At 39.8% G+C, this 17109-nt stretch carries 17 protein-coding genes; 14 read left to right on the plus strand and 3 right to left on the minus strand.

Annotated features, from left to right (window positions below; genetic code table 11):
- Positions 1 to 12: 12 nt before the first annotated feature.
- The 3 genes from ACRRSQ_RS01000 to ACRRSQ_RS01010 are packed head-to-tail and all read left to right on the plus strand — an operon-like array spanning position 13 to position 2300.
- A complete protein-coding gene (locus tag ACRRSQ_RS01000) occupies positions 13 to 414 on the plus strand; it encodes an ExbD/TolR family protein (protein WP_440873822.1) in 402 nt (133 codons plus the stop codon).
- Between the two features lie 3 nt (positions 415 to 417).
- Positions 418 to 1035 (plus strand): energy transducer TonB, encoded by a 618-nt coding sequence (locus ACRRSQ_RS01005; protein WP_440873823.1) that lies wholly within the window; start codon positions 418 to 420, stop codon positions 1033 to 1035.
- 2 nt (positions 1036 to 1037) lie between these two features.
- Positions 1038 to 2300, plus strand: a complete 1263-nt coding sequence (locus ACRRSQ_RS01010; protein ID WP_440873824.1) for a tetratricopeptide repeat protein — start codon at positions 1038 to 1040, stop codon at positions 2298 to 2300.
- A gap of 79 nt (positions 2301 to 2379) precedes the next feature.
- Here the strand turns inward: ACRRSQ_RS01010 and ACRRSQ_RS01015 are convergent, their stop codons facing one another.
- Entirely contained in the window at positions 2380 to 3150 is a 771-nt protein-coding gene (locus ACRRSQ_RS01015; RefSeq protein ID WP_440873825.1) for a choice-of-anchor H family protein, read from the minus strand.
- 222 nt (positions 3151 to 3372) lie between these two features.
- Here ACRRSQ_RS01015 and ACRRSQ_RS01020 point away from each other — a divergent pair, with 222 nt between their 5' ends.
- The 4 genes from ACRRSQ_RS01020 (at position 3373) to ACRRSQ_RS01035 (ending at position 7168) form a co-directional block, all read left to right on the plus strand.
- On the plus strand, positions 3373 to 3663 hold the full coding sequence (locus ACRRSQ_RS01020) for a PepSY domain-containing protein (protein ID WP_440873826.1): 291 nt from the start codon (positions 3373 to 3375) through the stop codon (positions 3661 to 3663).
- A gap of 2 nt (positions 3664 to 3665) precedes the next feature.
- Positions 3666 to 4352 carry a response regulator transcription factor gene (locus ACRRSQ_RS01025; RefSeq protein WP_440874251.1) on the plus strand — a complete coding sequence of 229 codons (687 nt, stop codon included), beginning with the start codon at positions 3666 to 3668 and terminating at the stop codon, positions 4350 to 4352.
- A gap of 16 nt (positions 4353 to 4368) precedes the next feature.
- Positions 4369 to 5745 (plus strand): ATP-binding protein, encoded by a 1377-nt coding sequence (locus ACRRSQ_RS01030; protein WP_440873827.1) that lies wholly within the window; start codon positions 4369 to 4371, stop codon positions 5743 to 5745.
- A gap of 88 nt (positions 5746 to 5833) precedes the next feature.
- Positions 5834 to 7168 (plus strand): DUF3300 domain-containing protein, encoded by a 1335-nt coding sequence (locus ACRRSQ_RS01035; RefSeq protein ID WP_440873828.1) that lies wholly within the window; start codon positions 5834 to 5836, stop codon positions 7166 to 7168.
- Between the two features lie 94 nt (positions 7169 to 7262).
- On the opposite strand, the gene ACRRSQ_RS01040 is transcribed toward ACRRSQ_RS01035, so the two are convergent.
- The gene (locus tag ACRRSQ_RS01040) at positions 7263 to 7730 is read right to left on the minus strand and encodes an Lrp/AsnC family transcriptional regulator (RefSeq protein WP_440873829.1); all 468 of its coding nucleotides are present in this window, start codon (positions 7728 to 7730) and stop codon (positions 7263 to 7265) included.
- A 233-nt stretch (positions 7731 to 7963) separates the two neighbouring features.
- On the opposite strand from ACRRSQ_RS01040, the gene nhaA reads away from it, so the two are divergent.
- From nhaA to ACRRSQ_RS01060, 4 genes are all read left to right on the plus strand, one after another.
- On the plus strand, positions 7964 to 9136 hold the full coding sequence (gene nhaA, locus ACRRSQ_RS01045) for a Na+/H+ antiporter NhaA (protein WP_440873830.1): 1173 nt from the start codon (positions 7964 to 7966) through the stop codon (positions 9134 to 9136).
- Positions 9137 to 9212: 76 nt separating this feature from the next.
- Positions 9213 to 9785: an elongation factor P hydroxylase gene (locus tag ACRRSQ_RS01050; RefSeq protein WP_440873831.1), complete on the plus strand. Its 573-nt coding sequence runs from the start codon at positions 9213 to 9215 to the stop codon at positions 9783 to 9785.
- On the plus strand, positions 9778 to 10908 hold the full coding sequence (locus ACRRSQ_RS01055) for an ATP-NAD kinase family protein (RefSeq protein ID WP_440873832.1): 1131 nt from the start codon (positions 9778 to 9780) through the stop codon (positions 10906 to 10908). Before ACRRSQ_RS01050 ends, ACRRSQ_RS01055 begins: the two co-directional genes overlap by 8 nt.
- 68 nt (positions 10909 to 10976) lie before the next feature.
- Positions 10977 to 11243 carry a YfcL family protein gene (locus ACRRSQ_RS01060; RefSeq protein WP_440873833.1) on the plus strand — a complete coding sequence of 89 codons (267 nt, stop codon included), beginning with the start codon at positions 10977 to 10979 and terminating at the stop codon, positions 11241 to 11243.
- A 78-nt stretch (positions 11244 to 11321) separates the two neighbouring features.
- Here the strand turns inward: ACRRSQ_RS01060 and mnmC are convergent, their stop codons facing one another.
- Positions 11322 to 13331, minus strand: coding sequence for a bifunctional tRNA (5-methylaminomethyl-2-thiouridine)(34)-methyltransferase MnmD/FAD-dependent 5-carboxymethylaminomethyl-2-thiouridine(34) oxidoreductase MnmC (mnmC, locus tag ACRRSQ_RS01065; RefSeq protein WP_440873834.1), 2010 nt, complete (start codon positions 13329 to 13331; stop codon positions 11322 to 11324).
- Between the two features lie 189 nt (positions 13332 to 13520).
- Here mnmC and fabB point away from each other — a divergent pair, with 189 nt between their 5' ends.
- The 3 genes from fabB (at position 13521) to ACRRSQ_RS01080 (ending at position 17028) form a co-directional block, all read left to right on the plus strand.
- Positions 13521 to 14732 carry a beta-ketoacyl-ACP synthase I gene (gene fabB, locus ACRRSQ_RS01070; protein ID WP_440873835.1) on the plus strand — a complete coding sequence of 404 codons (1212 nt, stop codon included), beginning with the start codon at positions 13521 to 13523 and terminating at the stop codon, positions 14730 to 14732.
- A 131-nt stretch (positions 14733 to 14863) separates the two neighbouring features.
- Complete coding sequence (locus tag ACRRSQ_RS01075; protein WP_440873836.1) at positions 14864 to 15991, plus strand: 4-phosphoerythronate dehydrogenase; 1128 nt, start codon at positions 14864 to 14866, stop codon at positions 15989 to 15991.
- Between the two features lie 17 nt (positions 15992 to 16008).
- Positions 16009 to 17028 (plus strand): aspartate-semialdehyde dehydrogenase, encoded by a 1020-nt coding sequence (locus ACRRSQ_RS01080; protein WP_440873837.1) that lies wholly within the window; start codon positions 16009 to 16011, stop codon positions 17026 to 17028.
- Positions 17029 to 17109 lie beyond the last annotated feature (81 nt).

Below are 17109 nucleotides of genomic sequence, written 5' to 3' on the forward strand. Positions count from 1 at the left end.
AGAGAAATTACAATGGCACGTAAACGTATTCGTGAAGACGAAGAAGCAGCAGTTGATATGACACCGATGCTTGACATCGTATTCATCATGTTGATCTTCTTCATCGTAACTACCTCATTCGTAAAAGAAGCAGGTATTGAAGTAAATAAACCAAAAGCTGCTAATCAAAGCACCCAAAAATCAGCCAACATTTTTGTTGCTGTAAAAGATACTGGTGAAATTTGGTTAGACAAGCGTCGCGTTGATGTCGAACGTGTTGCGGCTAACATTGAAAAATTATTAGCTGAGCAACCAACTGATGTTGTTATCATCCAAGCTGACAAAGATGCAAAACATGGCGTTGTTGTTAAAGTAATGGATGCAATTAAGGAAGCAGGCATAGATCGTATTTCTATTGCAGCAGCAAAGGGGTAGTTTATGGTTCGCTTTTTAGTATCAATACTATTAGGCGCAGCAGTAACTTTTGGATTGTTTTCACTAATGGCTTTCCTTGTTACCGGTGCTAACCGCGGTAACGAAGAACCAGTTGAAAATATCATCGTGGAAGTTAATACTACGCCGCCTAAATCTGCAGCAGAGCAGCGCCGTCGTGTACCGCCGCCGCCGCCTCCGCCGCCTAAAACGCCGCCTAAACCTCAAGCTCCAGAGCCTGAAGTTAATAACGACACTAGTGGACTTACGTTTAATATGCCAGGCGTGCAACTAGCAGGTGCAAATACCGGTATTTCTGCACCAGGTTCTGGTTTTGGTCGTGACGGCGAAGCAACACCAATTGTACGAATTGAGCCTAAATACCCAATTCAAGCAGCACGTGATGGTAAAGAAGGTTGGGTTAAACTTTCATTTACTATTAACGAGATTGGTGGTGTTGAAGACGTTAAAGTTATCGAAGCTCAGCCTAAGCGTATTTTTGATAAAGAAGCAAAACGCGCGCTTAGAAAGTGGAAATATAAACCTAAAGTTGTTGATGGTAAGCCACAAAGACAACCAGGTTTAACCGTACAGTTAGACTTTAAAATGGATGGAGGAAGTTAATAATGACGTTTAAAAAAATATTGACTTCAGCTGTTGTCGTTTCTTCATTATTAGCAGCGCAATTGCCAATGGCTTCAACAGCTATGGCAGCAGAAACTAAAAAAGAAGAAAAGAAAAAGCGCCCAACACAGTTAGTTGGCCAAAGTGTAGGTAAAAAAGTAGCTAAAGCTTTTGAACTATACTCTGCTGACGATATTGATGGTGCGCTAGTTGTCTTACTTGATATTGAAGCCAAGAAAGATTACGACAAAGCTTATGTTGCACGTTTTATCGCGGTAATGTACGCCACCAAAGGTGACGAAAAGAAAGCGATTGATTACCTTAAACAAGCCGTAGCTCCTGATATCCTTAATGAAGGCGATCATGGTGAAGCGTTGAAATTATTAGCTGACTTGCAAATGCAAGGCAAAGACTATAAAGAAGCGCTTAAAAACTACCAAGCTTGGATGGACTTTACTGGTAAGTCAGACGGCAATACTTGGGTTAAAATTGGTCAAGCTTATTCAGAGCTTAAGCAATTAGACAAAGTTATTGCCCCTGCTGATAAAGCAATTGCGGCGTTTGGCGACAAGCAAAATCAAAACCCTTATGTTCTTAAAATTCAGTCTTACTATGAACGCAAGAAATATAAAGAGGCCATTGATGTTTTAGAAACAGTACTTCAAGTATTCCCTGAGAATAAAACTTGGTGGACCCAGCTTGGTATGTTTCATTTACTTGTCGAAGACTACAAAAGTGGTTTAGAAGTATTATCACTTGCGTATAAGCAAGGCTTTTTAGATAAAGAATCTCAAATTAAAACCTTAGCGAGTTTATATTCTTCTAATGAAGTTCCGCATAAAGCGGCCATGTTATTAGAAAAGCATATCGATTCTGGTTTAGTAACAAGAGATGACTCTAACGTTGCCTCTTTAGCTAATGCATGGCATGCCGCTTTAGAGATAGATAAAGCGGCTAAATATTATGGTGAATTAGCGAAAATGACTAATGATGCCAAATATTATCGCAAACAGGGCATGTTGCTTAAGCAAGATGAACAGTTTAAGAAAGCGATTGTTGCATTAAACAAAGCGTTAGAAATTGATAAAAAAGATGCTGGTCGAGTTCACATGAGCTTAGCTGAATCTTATTTCTATCTAGAAAACTATAAACTAGCTTATAGCAATATTAAGAAAGCTCAAAAAGATCCGAAAACTAAGCGTGCAGCTAGTGGCTGGGTTGGCTTTATTAAAGATACTGCTGAACGTAAAGGTAAGTCTCTTTAATTTTTAATGATGAGACTAACGTGTTAAGTTATTTAAAAAACCTCACTAATGTGAGGTTTTTTTTGCCTATTATATCGCTTCATTTTCGCTTTATTAGTAGGGACCTAGACTTAACGATCACAATAGTTAGCATCAATATAATTGCCGCAAGTGGCAAACTACCGCCGTGCTCGATATAGACTTCTTCATATACCTGATCAAATTCAGCACTTTCAAGTGGTAAAGCGTAAAGGCTGTTGGTGTCATAAGCACTAAAGCTTGCTACTGGCCCATTAGTACCTACGTGAAATAGCTCAATTAAAATATCGTAATGCCCACTTGGGTAGCCTGAGCTGAGCGTGGTGATCACTTCGTAACTGTCGTCAGCACTATCGCCTGTGATGAAAAAGTTATCTGTACTGTGCAAATATTCCCAGGTTTCGTTATTGGCACTAATGTAGATATCGGCATAAACTTCAGCGGTTAATTCACCACTGTAACTATAAAGATCAGCGTCAAATACAATTGAAAATGTGCGGTAGTATTGGTCGCCGTCAAAATCGTCTATCAAATAGGTTTGCGCGTCAAAGAAGCTAAACTCTAGATAGATGCCATTATTCGCCGTGATATATTGACTCGGTTCGACACTTTGATACTGAGATACGCCTTGATGATAGTTGCTCTGGGATTGAGTACTTTGTGAGTAAGTGCTTTGTGATTGGAGCGCCAGTGGATCCGCTAAACTTTGCTTAGAAAGCATCGCAAGTATAATTATCAACAGTAATTGGATGTAAACCTGCGTTTGTGCTGACCCGCTTTGTTTGCCAGATTTATAAATTTTTTTAGGTATATCTTGGGGAGCTAATCTCATAACTGTCTTCCTTAAATGGTTAAGTTAACCGTATTAAAACTTAAGGAATATGAACCTAAACTGAACGAAGTTATCACGCTAGACTATTGCTTTTTGTGTTCAGCTAGGGTTCATTTGTGTTAGTTTATAATGCTCTATGAGAGAAAGTTCTATTGTTTACTAAGTCTATAATTTAACCCTAGGTTGTATGTCAATGATGAAGAGAGTACGAAAGGCCTAACAATGAAACCTATATGGCTAGTCATAATTATTTCCGTTTTTATTACTGGCAGCTTAAGTGAAAGTGCTTGGGCTGATACTCGTAATAAGAAACCGCCTATAGCGGCTAAAAATAAATTAAAAATTAAAAGCCCTCAACAAGCAGCACAACTGGTAAAAAGACGCACAGGCGGCAAAATACTTAAAGTTCGCCCTTCAGGCAAAAATAGCTATCAAGTTAAAGTATTAAAAGAAAATGGCCATATTGTTTCTATGTCAGTAGATGCTTCCTCTGGCCGGATCAAAGGAAGGTAATGATGCGTTTATTGCTTGTTGAAGATGACCCATTACTACAAAAGAATTTAAAAACACATTTATTGGCTGAAAACTACTCGGTCGATATTGCATCTGATGGTGAACAAGGGTTGTTCCAAGGAACTGAATATCCTTATGACGCTGCAATCATCGATATTGGTTTGCCAAAGTTAAATGGTATTGAGCTGATTAAAGCCTTGCGTACTAAAAATATTTTATTTCCCATTATCGTGCTCACGGCAAGAGATAGTTGGCAAGATAAAGTGGCGGGGCTAGACGCTGGCGCAGACGACTATTTAACAAAACCATTTCATTCACAAGAGCTAAGTGCACGTTTAAATGCCTTAATAAGGCGAAGTGCAGGCCAAGCGAGTCCTATCATCGAAAATGGTCCGTTAGCCGTTAATACTAGCAGCATGCTGGTCACCATGAACGGAGAGACAATTAGCTTAAGCAGTTATGAATATAAGTTGTTGGCCTATTTAATCATGCATATTGGTGAAGTTAAATCGAAAACCATACTCACCGAACATATTTATGACCAAGACTTTGATTTAGACTCCAACGTCATTGAAGTCTTTATTCGTCGTTTGCGAAAAAAGATAGATCCAGAAAATAAATACAACTTTATTCAAACGCTTCGAGGGCAAGGTTATATGATTCGCCCCCTTGACACAGAGGCGGAATAATTTGCTCAGAAAGCTATTGGATAGGACATTTTGGCAAACCCGTTCGCTTAAAGCTAGGTTGATTGTTAGTACCTCACTGCTCGGTATTTTACTCATTCCAGTTGTTGCCATTACCTTAAATAGTGCGTTTGAACGACAACTAAAAATATCGATAGAAAACGAGCTCAATGCTTATAGTTACGCTATTTTGGCCGTTGCTGAAACAGAAGATGATACGCTGTTTATGCCAGAGCAATTGTTAGAGAATCAATTCAACGTTATTCAATCAGGCTTATATGCGCTTATTACGCAATCTTTAAGCGTTAATGACAAAAATCAATTACACGCTGAAAATTATCAGCTACTTTGGCATTCACCCTCGTGGCTGTCGATGCCCCTACCTGCAAGATTTTCCAAGCCAAAAGTCGGACAATCAATAATGAAAGCAATTAGCATTGAAGATACGCCGCACATTGTTTTTAGCTTTAGTGTCAGCTTTAGTTCGGGTGACAAAGAGTTTCCTATCACCTTGCATATCATTAAAGAGCAATCTGACTATTTATTGTTGGAGCAGGAATTTAAGCAAAAAGTTTGGAGTTGGTTAGGGATCTTGATATCCGTATTTTTGATTATTCAATTGGTATGGTTATACTTTACGCTAAAACCCTTGTCTCGTTTAACAGCAGAGCTTGAAAGTATTGAACTTGGCAAGAGTCAGGTGTTGAAAGGGCGTTACCCTGATGAAATAGAGCCGGTGATCAAGCAAGTTAATACGTTATTAAAAACTGAGCAGCAACAAAGACAACGCTACCGAAATGCTTTATCAGATCTTGCCCATCGATTAAAAACACCATTATCCGTTATTCAAAGTCAACCTGCGTTAGATGAAGTCACAAAAGAGCAGTTAACTGTTGTTGATAACATGATCGAACATCAATTAAAACGTGCGCAAAGTGCCGGTGATTCTGCCTGGCACTTAGGGGTAAATATTAACGAAACGGTTAATAAGCTGATGAGTGCCTTGGAAAAAATTTACTGCCAACGCAAACTCTCTTTCCAATTGGATATTGATGATGCGGCAATTTTTAAAGGCGATGAAGCTGATTTAATGGAAATATTAGGAAATTTGCTTGATAACGCCTGTAAAGCCGCTAAGCAGCAAATTGCAATTGAAGTCAAAATCATTGGCAAACTACTTAGGGTTTCTGTTGAAGATGACGGCATGGGTATCGACGATGATGAAAAAGAAGTTATTTTACAACGTGGCGTACGTGCAGATACTTATGATAAAGGTCATGGTATAGGCTTAGCGATTGTGCGAGACTTAGTTGCTAGCTACCATGGACAGTTAATTGTTTCTCGTTCAGAGCGTTATCATGGCGCCAAGTTTGTTATTACCTTTCGTCAAAATTAAGTTGTTTTCTAAGACAATGTTCAGCTAATGTTCAGATAGGCTTTGTTATCTTAGTATCATCAAAAAATCGTTTTTAAAGGATGGCCAAATGACTATACGTTCGATTATTTTTACCGTATTTGTTTTGCTAATCAGTAGTATGACTTTTACCGTTGTTGCACAAGAAGCTGGCGGCGAAATACGTTCAGAAAACGTTAGCGCAAACTCAGCTAAAGGCAATCAGCCAAATGATACTGGTGACGAAGGTTTTAGTGATGATGAGTTAGCTCAAATGTTAGCGCCAATCGCACTTTATCCTGACAGTTTACTAACGCATATATTAATAGCGTCAACTTATCCGTTAGAGATTGTTGAAGCTGAGCGTTGGGCGCAAAAAAATAAAGATCTCTCTAAAGATGAAAAAATTAAGAAAATGGAACAGCAAGACTGGGAGCCTAGTGTAAAAGCGGTCGTCCCTTTTGATACTGTGTTAACACGACTTAATGATGAGCTTAGTTGGACGCAAGACTTAGGCGATGCTTTTTTACAAGATGAAGCTAAGGTGCTTGATACTATTCAACAACTTCGTGCAAAAGCGGATGAGGCGGGTAATTTAGACAAAATGGAAAATGTTGAGGTTACCAAAGAAGACGATAATATTATTATTCAGCCAGTAGAAAAGGAAATTGTTTACGTACCTTATTATGATACGCGCTATGTTTACGGGCATTGGCACTGGTATCATCCACCCGTGTATTGGATACACTACCCTCATCATCACCATAGACCACACATGACGTTTTCTTGGCATGTTGGTGTACACATTTCATTTAACTATCACTTTGGCGCGCCGCATTGGCATAACAGGCATGTGGTTGTGGTAAACCATAGAAATACTCACAGGTATCGCAGCAGTACTGTAATTATAAAAAGTGGTCATTCAAAGCGTTGGGCACATAACCCAGTTCATCGAAAAGGTGTGGCTTATCGTTCTACGTCAGTGAAGAAGCATTACGGTAGTAATCGACCAACGACTTATAAGTCAGTTACCAAAGTAACTAAAAATAAAGGCACGATTAATAGCAAAGCTGCTGTGCATTCAAAAAAAGCGACAACAACGCATCAACGAGTATCTGAGTCGCTAGCGAAATCTAAGCAGGCTACTAACAGTATTAAAACCGCTAAACCGCCTACTCATAGTGTTAATAACAAGAGTAATAATAGAGTTGCCTCACCGAGCAATCAAGCATCCAAAGCGGCGAGCAATAATGCAAAAACCTATAAAAATAATACCCAGAGTATGAAAGCTAAACCTGTGCAAAATAGACAGGCTCAGAACAAGCCAGTAAGTACTAAATCTGTCTCAAAACCACAACCAAGTGCTCATAAAGTACATCGTGGTGGTCAAGGCGGTCAGGGTGGTCAGATGAAAAAACACAATTAGTGTTTTTATGATGTAGTGCTTATTTATACTGTGTTAGCAAAAGGTTGTTATTTAGTATTAACAGCCAGAGCTAACACGGTATAGAAAGGACAGTTTATTTGTCAAAATTTGGCAACACACCACTTCGGCTATGTTCAAAAATTAATGAAGTTTCAACAGTAGTCACCTCTTCACGAGAGGTAATAGCATTAAAGACAAACTGACGTAAATGCTCGCTGTCTTTTACCGACATATGAATGAAGTAGTCGAAGTTGCCTCCCATATGATACAAGCTCACTATCTCAGGTAGCTTTAGCAAATCATCTCTTAATTGATTCACAATAAGCTCTGAATAAGGTTGCAATTTAATCGCAGCAATTGCTTCGATATTCCCCCCAATAGAATTAAAGTTAATATCAATAAAGGCGTTTTTAATCACACCACTTTGCTTCATACGCTTAACACGCTCTAGACAGGTTGATGGCGCAATACCTATTTGAGCAGCAAGCTCTTTATTGGTTATGTCAGCATTTTTATATAGGATAGTTAAAATTCGTAAATCTATATCATCGAGTTTTTTCATTTGAAAACCTGTGCATAGCAGCAAATAATATTTTTTATTGTTGCCATATTAAATACTGTTTTTTTCTTAAAAGGAAGTTATTCTTAGAATAATTTACGATAAATTTTACAAATACCGAATAAAACTCAATGCAGACTTGGTTGTAAATATCACTAACAAGTTTATACTTGAGTTTTACTATTATTACGACATATTATGTCGTTTGAGTTAAAACATTTACTTCAAGGACAAGTATGCCCATTTCGACTATTCAATCATTTTTTCAAAAAGAGGCGGCTAGCGGTATTATTTTAATGTTTACCGCGGCGTTAGCCATGATACTAGCAAACTCTCCTTTATCAGGCTGGTATGATTTATTACTGGATGTGCCCGTTGTTGTAGCTGTTGGCAGCTTTGAAATTGCCAAACCTTTATTGCTATGGATTAACGACGGCTTAATGGCACTATTTTTCTTTTTAGTGGGCTTAGAGCTTAAAAGAGAATTTTTAGAGGGTAACTTATCAGAGCCTGGGCAAATTACCTTACCTGCTTTTGGTGCTGTTGGCGGTATGGTAGTGCCCGCATTTTGTTACGCTATATTAAATTACGACGATCCGTCAGCGCTTAATGGTTGGGCAATTCCTACGGCCACCGATATCGCTTTTGCTTTAGGTATATTGGCGGTTATTGGCAGTAAAGTGCCATTGCAGCTGAAAGTGTTTTTAACGTCGCTCGCAATTTTTGACGATTTAGGTGCAATTATTATTATTGCGTTATTTTATACCGACCAACTGTCTACTTTGTCGTTAGTCGTATCAGCATTAGTATTAACCGCATTATTTATATTAAACAAGCGTAATGTTACGAGCACATCTCCTTATATCTTCCTTGGTGTTATTTTGTGGGTTGCCGTATTAAAATCGGGTGTGCATGCAACTTTAGCGGGCGTATTCTTAGCTTTTTTTATCCCAATGAAAGGGGAAGAAGGCGAGCCTTCTCCGTTAAAGTCGTTAGAGCATAACTTACACTTTAGTGTTGCGTTTTTTGTGTTGCCTATTTTTGCTTTCGCAAATGCCGGTATTAGTTTATCAGGCGTTGGCCTTGAGCAGGTGATGTCGCCAGTGCCGCTAGGTATTATTCTTGGTTTGGTTGTTGGTAAACAATTAGGGGTATTTGTTTTTTGTTTTGCCGCCATTAAACTAGGCTTAGCGAAATTACCTGATCAAGTTAACTGGCAGTTGCTATATGGCGTAGCATTATTATGTGGCGTTGGTTTTACCATGAGTTTATTTATTGGTTCGTTGGCGTTTGAACAAACAAGCAGTTCACCGATGTTTCAAGACCGACTTGGTATTGTTATTGGCTCGTTAATTTCAGGCTTAGCAGGCTACTTAGTGATTAAAAATGCCGTTAAGCGGATGGATTGATTTACTTGTAACTGCAACAACTTTCTCGGTAAAATGCGGCATGAATTTTTGCCGCATTTTACTTGAATAAGTTGTTATGTCTTCTGAGCTTTTAACTCACCGTTACCAAGATCTTATTGAACTCTTCAAACAGACCTTTTTTCAACAGTACAATACTCAACTTATTAAAGGTGGTGATGAGCCACTTTATTTACCTGCCAATGAGCACTGTAGCTATCACCAAATTATTTTTGCGCACGGCTATTTTTCAAGTGCTTTACACGAAATAGCGCATTGGTGTATTGCCGGTAAAGAGCGTCGATTGTTGGAAGACTTTGGTTATTGGTATATTCCAGATGGTCGAAATGCAAAACAACAGCATAAGTTTGAGCAGGTTGAAATTGCGCCGCAAGCGATCGAATGGGCGTTTAATATCGCGTGTAATAAAAAATTTAATGTCTCGGCAGATAACCTAAATGGTGCTGGTGCTGATACCATAACCTTTAAAAAAAATGTCCATCAACAAGCGTTAGCTTATTTACAACAAGGCTTTCCTAAAAGAGCGCAGTTATTTATCAATACCCTTGCAAACTTTTATCAAACAACACCTGTATTATGCGCTGAACAATTTGAATTAGAGCCGGCTGCTTTGGAAAATTATTATGAGTAAATTTAAGTTAGGTTTTATCATTAATCCTATTGCGGGTATTGGCGGTAGTGTTGCGTTAAAAGGTAGTGACGGCGAAGGTGTGGCAGAAAAAGCTATTAGCCTTGGCGCTATTGCCAAAGCTAATAGCCGAGCAAGTTTAGCGTTATCACCATTAATGCCGTATCAAAGCGATATTGTTATTTATACCGCAAACAACGAAATGGGCGAAGATTGCGCGCAAGCGTTAGGCTTTGATACACAAGTGGTTTATCAGAGCAAGTCTAGCCAAACCACAGCAAACGATACAGAGCTTGCAGCCAAAGCGTTAATTGATGAAGGCGTAGATATTTTGTTGTTCGCTGGCGGCGATGGCACTGCCCGTAATGTGTGCGCTATTGTTGGCGATAACTTTCCGGTACTCGGCATTCCCGCAGGCTGTAAAATTCACTCTGGTGTTTATGCGGTTACCCCTAAAGCTGCAGGACGTGTGGTTGAAATGATGGTAACACGTCAGCTGGTTACATTAACCGAAGCAGATGTTATGGATATCGATGAAAGCTTGTTTAGGCAAGGCGTAGTTAAAGCGAAGCGCTTTGGTGAAATGCAAATCCCAAAAGAATTGCGTTATGTACAAGCGGTGAAATCTGGCGGCAAGGAAGTCGATGAGCTGGTATTGCAAGATATTGCCGCCGATATTATCGAGCAAATGGATGATGAACTCTTCGTGATGGGCTCGGGTTCAACTACGGCTTTTGTGATGGAAGAGCTTGGCATTGAAAATACATTATTGGGCGTAGATCTTGTTCAAAACCAAGAGCTAGCTGCCAACGATGTAACTGAGCCTGAGCTTTGGCAAGCAATTCAAGATCAAGCCTCAGGGGTTAAGCTAGTGATCACCCTAATTGGCGGCCAAGGGCACATATTTGGCAGAGGTAATCAACAACTTAGCCCGAGAGTGATTAACGCCATTGGTATTGAAAATATTATTATAATTGCCACTAAAACTAAATTAACCGAATTGGCGCAAAAGCCGCTAATTGCAGATACGGGCGACAGTGATTTAGACCAAAAGTTATGTGGTTATTTGCCAGTGACAACCGGCTATAAAGATCAGGTACTCTATCCGGTAGCTAGCCCGCAATAAATTGAGAACCACCACATTGGTGTTAACACATAACTTACTACTTAAAAATACTGAAATAGATAAATAAAATGAAATTTAAAAACCTTACCGACCTATACCAACATTTCGACAACATAGTAGAACAAGACAGTGATGCTGACGATTTATTTGCTAGCAGTTACATTCGAGGCTTTGTTGCCTTAGTTGCTAGCGAGTTTGGTGATGAATCACAGCCGCTAAGCGCTAAGCTGAGCGAAAGCGTCGACAAACAGTTAGCGCAAGCCAAAACAGAGCTATCACCGCAAGACAGAGAAATAGTGCAACAGTTTTGGTTGAAGCTTAAACAAAGCTTTTAATGCTTGAAACTTGAAACTTGAAACTTGAAACTTGAAACTTGAAACTTGAAACTTGAAACTTGTCGCTGAGTCTTGGTTTTATTCAAACTTTCGTCTGATAATATCACGTACGATAAAGCGATTAGGCGCTAGGTTAAACAGCATATTGTTATCTACAGGATAAGGCGTGCCGCATAAATCAGCAGCGAGAATATCTGCCGCTAATGGCGCCGAGCAAAAGCCTCGGGCGCCAAAACCTGTCATCACATAGAGATTATTAATTACCGGTGCTTGTTCGTGATACCGCCAATTTTTATCTTTAGCTAAATGTGGGTACATTGCTTTATGTGCTTCAATATCTGGCATTGCCCCCACCATAGGTAAGTGATCTGGCGTCATGCAGCGTAAACGGGCTTTGGCGCGGCTTATATCGTTTTCATCCCAACTCACTAAGTCAGGCAAGCACTTATTTAACATAGTCAAATTAAATTCATCATCTGCTTTTGTGGCATTTGTATCAAAACTATTTTTCTCAAATGTTGCGCCAATGCAGTGTTGGTTTTGATACTGCGGGGTTAAATAACCTTTATGGCAAATGACGGTATTGAGCTTGCCGATATCGTCGTTGGTTTTCATTGACGTGACTTGTCCGCGCACAGATGTTAGCGGCAATTCATTAATATAATCAAAAGGAATTGATTCTGCGCCACCGGCTAAAATTAGCACACTGGCAAGAAAGTCACCTTTATCAGTATGTAATTGCCAAGCGTCTCTGACGTTAGCTTTTTTACTCACTTGAGTGACGCTTTTAATCTTGATGCCGGTTTCAATGCGTAATCGCCCTGTTTTTTCTGCGCCACTAAAAAGTGCTTTTACCAACTCTTGTGGTGCGATCCATCCCGCATGCGGCATAAATAAACCGCCATGGTTTAGTGATATATTGGCAACCTTTGAGGCTTGCTCGGCAGATATTTGATGAATTAAATTATGCGGCCAAGTATTTAGCTCGCTAAATTGTTGATGACGTTTACCTATGGCCTCTTTATAGGCGATGTCTAACAAACCACACCACTGGTGCGCATAGTTAAAGCCTTGTTCGTCAAGTGATTGATAAAGCTGTTTTGCCCGCCAAAAGGCTTGTTCATAAAAAAGGCTAATATCATCGGCCTTTTGATGTAATAACGGATACAGCGCGCCAATAGCATTGCTCGACGCGCCTTGCGCGACTGAAAAGTCTTTGCAATATAACGTGACCTTGATGCCTTTTTGCGTCAAAACATATGCGGCGCAAGCTGAAGCAATGCCGCCACCAATAATGCTAACATGCTGGGGTTTTGTAATTAATGGCCTTTGCTGATAGCCTTTACCTGATTGCTTTGGTGCTTGATAAAGGCCGCAGGTCATTTCTTTTTTCTTACCGTCTGCGCCTTTTCTTTCCACCCGAAAGCCGACTTGCTGCAATTGTCGTTTAACAAAACCGGCGACAGTAAACGTGCTTAAACTGGCTTGTGGCTTACTTAAGCGGGCAATTTGTTCAAATAAGGGCAAACTCCACATCTCTGGGTTGCGTGCTGGCGAAAAACCATCAAGAAACCAAACATCAACTAAACCTTGTTTACCAACTTTTAGCTGGGAAAGTGCTTGAGTTGAATCATCAAAAAGCAGCCGTAACGTCACTTTTTGCTCAAAAAAGTGTAATGAGTTGTTTTCATCACAACTTTTTGGGTATTCGCTGATGAGTAGACGGGCAAGTCTTGCTAATTCTGGTAATACTTCCAAAGACTTAGCTAAATCTACTTTGCTCATCGGAAATTTTTCAGTGCTGATAAAGCATAAGCTTGGCCATTGCTGCGTAGGTTTTTCAGTAAATACCTCAAGGTAAACTTTTAGCGTTAATAGGAAGTTTAATCCACTGCCAAAGCCGGTTTCTGCGATGGTGAGATTATCGTTTGGGCTAAGCTTTTCAAGGCGTTGCTTTAATTTATTGCCTTTGATGAAAACTGACTCGCTTTGTGCGTAACCACTGTGGCTATCAAAGTAGATATCGTTAAATTGCTGCGAGAAGGGCGAGCCATCTGCTTGAAAAATAATGGGAGTTTGATCAGCCACAATGTATTCTTTCACTTATATAGTTTAAACTTGTCGCCCATGTCGTGGGCGAAAGAATTTTACGCTTTTTTATCCTAAATGTCATAGGTTTGCGGAAATCAGCGTACAAGTGTACACTGGATAGACCAGTTTAGGGGGCAAAAGTCGTTATTATACGCCCGATTTTTTAATTTTATTATGGTTATATAAATGAAACGTGTAGTGATCACCGGATTAGGAATTGTATCGAGTATTGGTAACAATGCTGAAGAAGTTTTAGCTTCATTACAGGAAGGCCGTTCAGGTATTTCAAAAGCAGAAAGCTTCGAAGAAAAAGGCTTACGTAGCCAAGTTTGGGGCATGCCCGATATCAACATCAAAGATCATATCGATCGTAAAGCACTTCGTTTTATGGGCGATGCTGCAGGTTATTCTTATATCGCCATGCAACAAGCAATTGACGATGCTAAATTAACTGAAGAACAAGTATCAAACTTCCGTACCGGTATTGTTGCCGGCTCTGGTGGCGCATCTTCTTATAATGTTGTTACTTCTGCTGATACGTTACGTGAAAAAGGCGTTAAACGTGTAGGTCCTTATGCAGTGCCAAAAACTATGTCGAGCACGTGTTCGGCGTGTCTTGCAACACCATTTAAAATTAAAGGTGTTAACTACTCAATGAGTTCAGCGTGTGCAACCAGTGCTCACTGTATTGGTCATGCGGCAGAGCTTATTCAATTAGGCAAGCAAGACATCGTATTTGCCGGTGGCGGTGAAGAACTAGATTGGTCATTAGCGATGATGTTTGACGGCATGGGCGCATTATCTTCTAAATACAATGAAACACCTGAACAAGCTTCACGTACTTATGATGCAGACCGTGACGGTTTTGTGATCTCTGGCGGTGGCGGTATGCTAGTAGTTGAAGAGTTAGAACATGCATTAGCACGTGGCGCTCATATCTATGCTGAAATTGTTGGTTACGGCGCAACCTCTGATGGTTACGACATGGTAGCACCAAGTGGTGAAGGCGCAGTTCGTTGTATGCAACAAGCAATGGAAGGTGTTGAAGGTAAAGTTGATTACTTAAATACACACGGTACATCAACGCCAGTTGGTGATGTTAAAGAGCTTGGCGCTATTCAAGAAGTATTCGGCAATGATTCACCAGCAATTAGCGCAACTAAAGCGATGACAGGTCATGCATTAGGTGCAGCTGGTGTACATGAAGCTATCTATTCATTACTGATGATGGAAAACAACTTTGTTGCGCCATCTATCAATATTGAAAACTTAGATGAACAAGCACAAGGTTTAGATATTGTCACTGAAAAACGTGATGCTGAGATAGATTTAGTAATGTCAAACAGCTTTGGTTTTGGCGGTACTAACGCAACGTTAGTGATGAAAAAATATAAATAAGCTGAACATGTCAGCTTGTTAAAAAAAACCACTTTCATAAGTGGTTTTTTTATGGCCAAAAGTAAAATAATTACACGAAACTTGGCAAAAATTCGCTACAATAGCGTCAATTCTCCTGATTTAATGCTTTTATGAAAATTTATTACGACGAAAATATGCCGTTTGCTGCAGAATTTTTTGGCGAACTGGGGCAATTACAATCATTTTCTGGTCGCGATTTAACAGCTGAGCAAGTTGCCGATGCAGATGTGCTATTGGTACGTTCAATTACCAAGGTTAACCAAGCGCTTTTATCTGAAAACAAGCAGCTCAAGTTTGTCGGTACCGCAACAATTGGCGTTGACCATATTGACCAAACGTATTTGGCAAGCCGTAACGTGCCATTTTTTTCAGCGCCAGGTTGTAATGCAATTTCTGTTGCTGAATATGTTATTAGTGCGCTCGTGGTATTAGCTGAACGGTATTTACTGGATTTGTCGTCATTAACGGTTGGTATTGTGGGCGCAGGTAATACTGGCACGCGTTTAAGTGAAAAACTTACCGCCTTAGGTATTCAATATAAGCTATGCGATCCGGTGCTTGAACAAAGTGGCGAAGATAGTCGCGACTTTGTCAGTTTAGAGCAGGTATTAAAATGTGATGTTATTTCGCTGCATGTACCATTAACACGTACGCAAGAAAACGCCACTTACCATTTATTAAATGCTAACAATTTAGCAAGCTTAACCGATGAACAAATTTTGATCACTGCCTGTCGCGGTGAAGTCATTGATAATCAAGCCTTGTTAGCACTTAAAGAACAAGGCCATCAGTTAAAGTTGGTACTGGATGTTTGGGAAGGCGAGCCTAAGGTATTAACACCACTGATTGAGCATGTTGATATTGCCACTGCACACATTGCTGGTTATAGCTTAGAAGGAAAAGCTCGTGGCACAGAAATGCTCTATCAGGCATTATGTCAACAGTTAGGAATTCCGGCTAAATTATCGCTTTCAGCACTATTGCCAAGTGCAACTATCGATAAAGTTGAAATAAAGCAAGAATTTGATCAAATACTACTAAACCAGTTAGTGAAAATGGTTTACGATGTAAGGCGAGACGACGCCATATTTCGTCAACAGTTATCAAGTCAGGGTTTCGATACCATTCGTAAAACCTATCCAACTCGCAGGGAGTTTTCCGCGGTTAATGTTACCTTGACTAATCAGGCCAAAAACGATGTGCCACATCGACTTGGCTTTAGCAATCCATCTAAATAAGAAAGAGAGAGAGGGGCATGGCACAGAAATTTGATGTTTGCGTACTTGGTGCAACCGGGTTAGTTGGCAAAACAATTATGGAAATCTTAGAACAACGTGATTTCCCCGTAAATAAACTTTACCCATTAGCGAGTGCCCGCTCTGCTGGTGAGTTTGTTGAATTTAACGGTGAAAGCATTGAAGTTTTAGATGCAGATCACTTTGACTTTAGCCAAGCACAAATTGGCTTTTTCTCAGCGGGTGGTTCTATTTCAGCTAAATTTGCGCCTATTGCTGGTGAAGCTGGTTGTATAGTAATTGATAATACGTCAGAGTTTCGTTACGAAGCCGATGTACCGTTAGTTGTGCCAGAAGTAAACCCACAAGCATTAGCGGAATACCGTAACCGCAACATTATTGCTAACCCTAACTGTTCAACAATTCAAATGTTAGTAGCATTAAAACCAATTCAAGATGCGGTAGGTATTGATCGTATTAACGTTTGTACTTATCAGTCAGTGTCTGGTGGCGGTAAAGAATCTATGGATGAATTAGCTAAACAAACAGCTGATTTATTAAGCGGCAAGCCGGTTGAAAGTAAAAACTTTTCTCGTCAAATCGCCTTTAATGTTATTCCACAAATCGACGTATTTCTTGACAATGGTTACACCAAAGAAGAAATGAAAATGGTATGGGAAACTAAGAAAATTTTTGGTGACGAAAATGTACTGGTTAACCCTACTGCTGTGCGTGTACCTGTTTTCTTTGGCCATGCGGAAGCACTTCATATTGAAACACGTAGCCAAATTTCAGTGGATGAAGTTAAAGCATTGATGAACGATGCTGAAGGTGTTGTACTGTGTGAAAACGACGAAGAATTCCCTACACAAATTGGCGAAGCTAGCGGACAAGACGCAACGTATGTTGGTCGTATTCGTGAAGACATCAGCCACCCAAATGGCATTAATTTGTGGATCGTTGCGGACAATATTCGTAAGGGCGCGGCAACAAACAGCATCCAAATTGCCGAATTATTAGTTAAAGAACACCTTTCTTAATCGATCCTAACCAAATTTTCAGGTAGGATTTCCTAAAGAAAATCAGGAATTAGTCGTTAATATGAATGACTAGTTTCTGAT

Origin of the sequence: Thalassotalea sp. PLHSN55 (assembly GCF_052030545.1) — a bacterium.
In the GTDB taxonomy this organism is placed as follows: domain Bacteria; phylum Pseudomonadota; class Gammaproteobacteria; order Enterobacterales; family Alteromonadaceae; genus CANMXU01.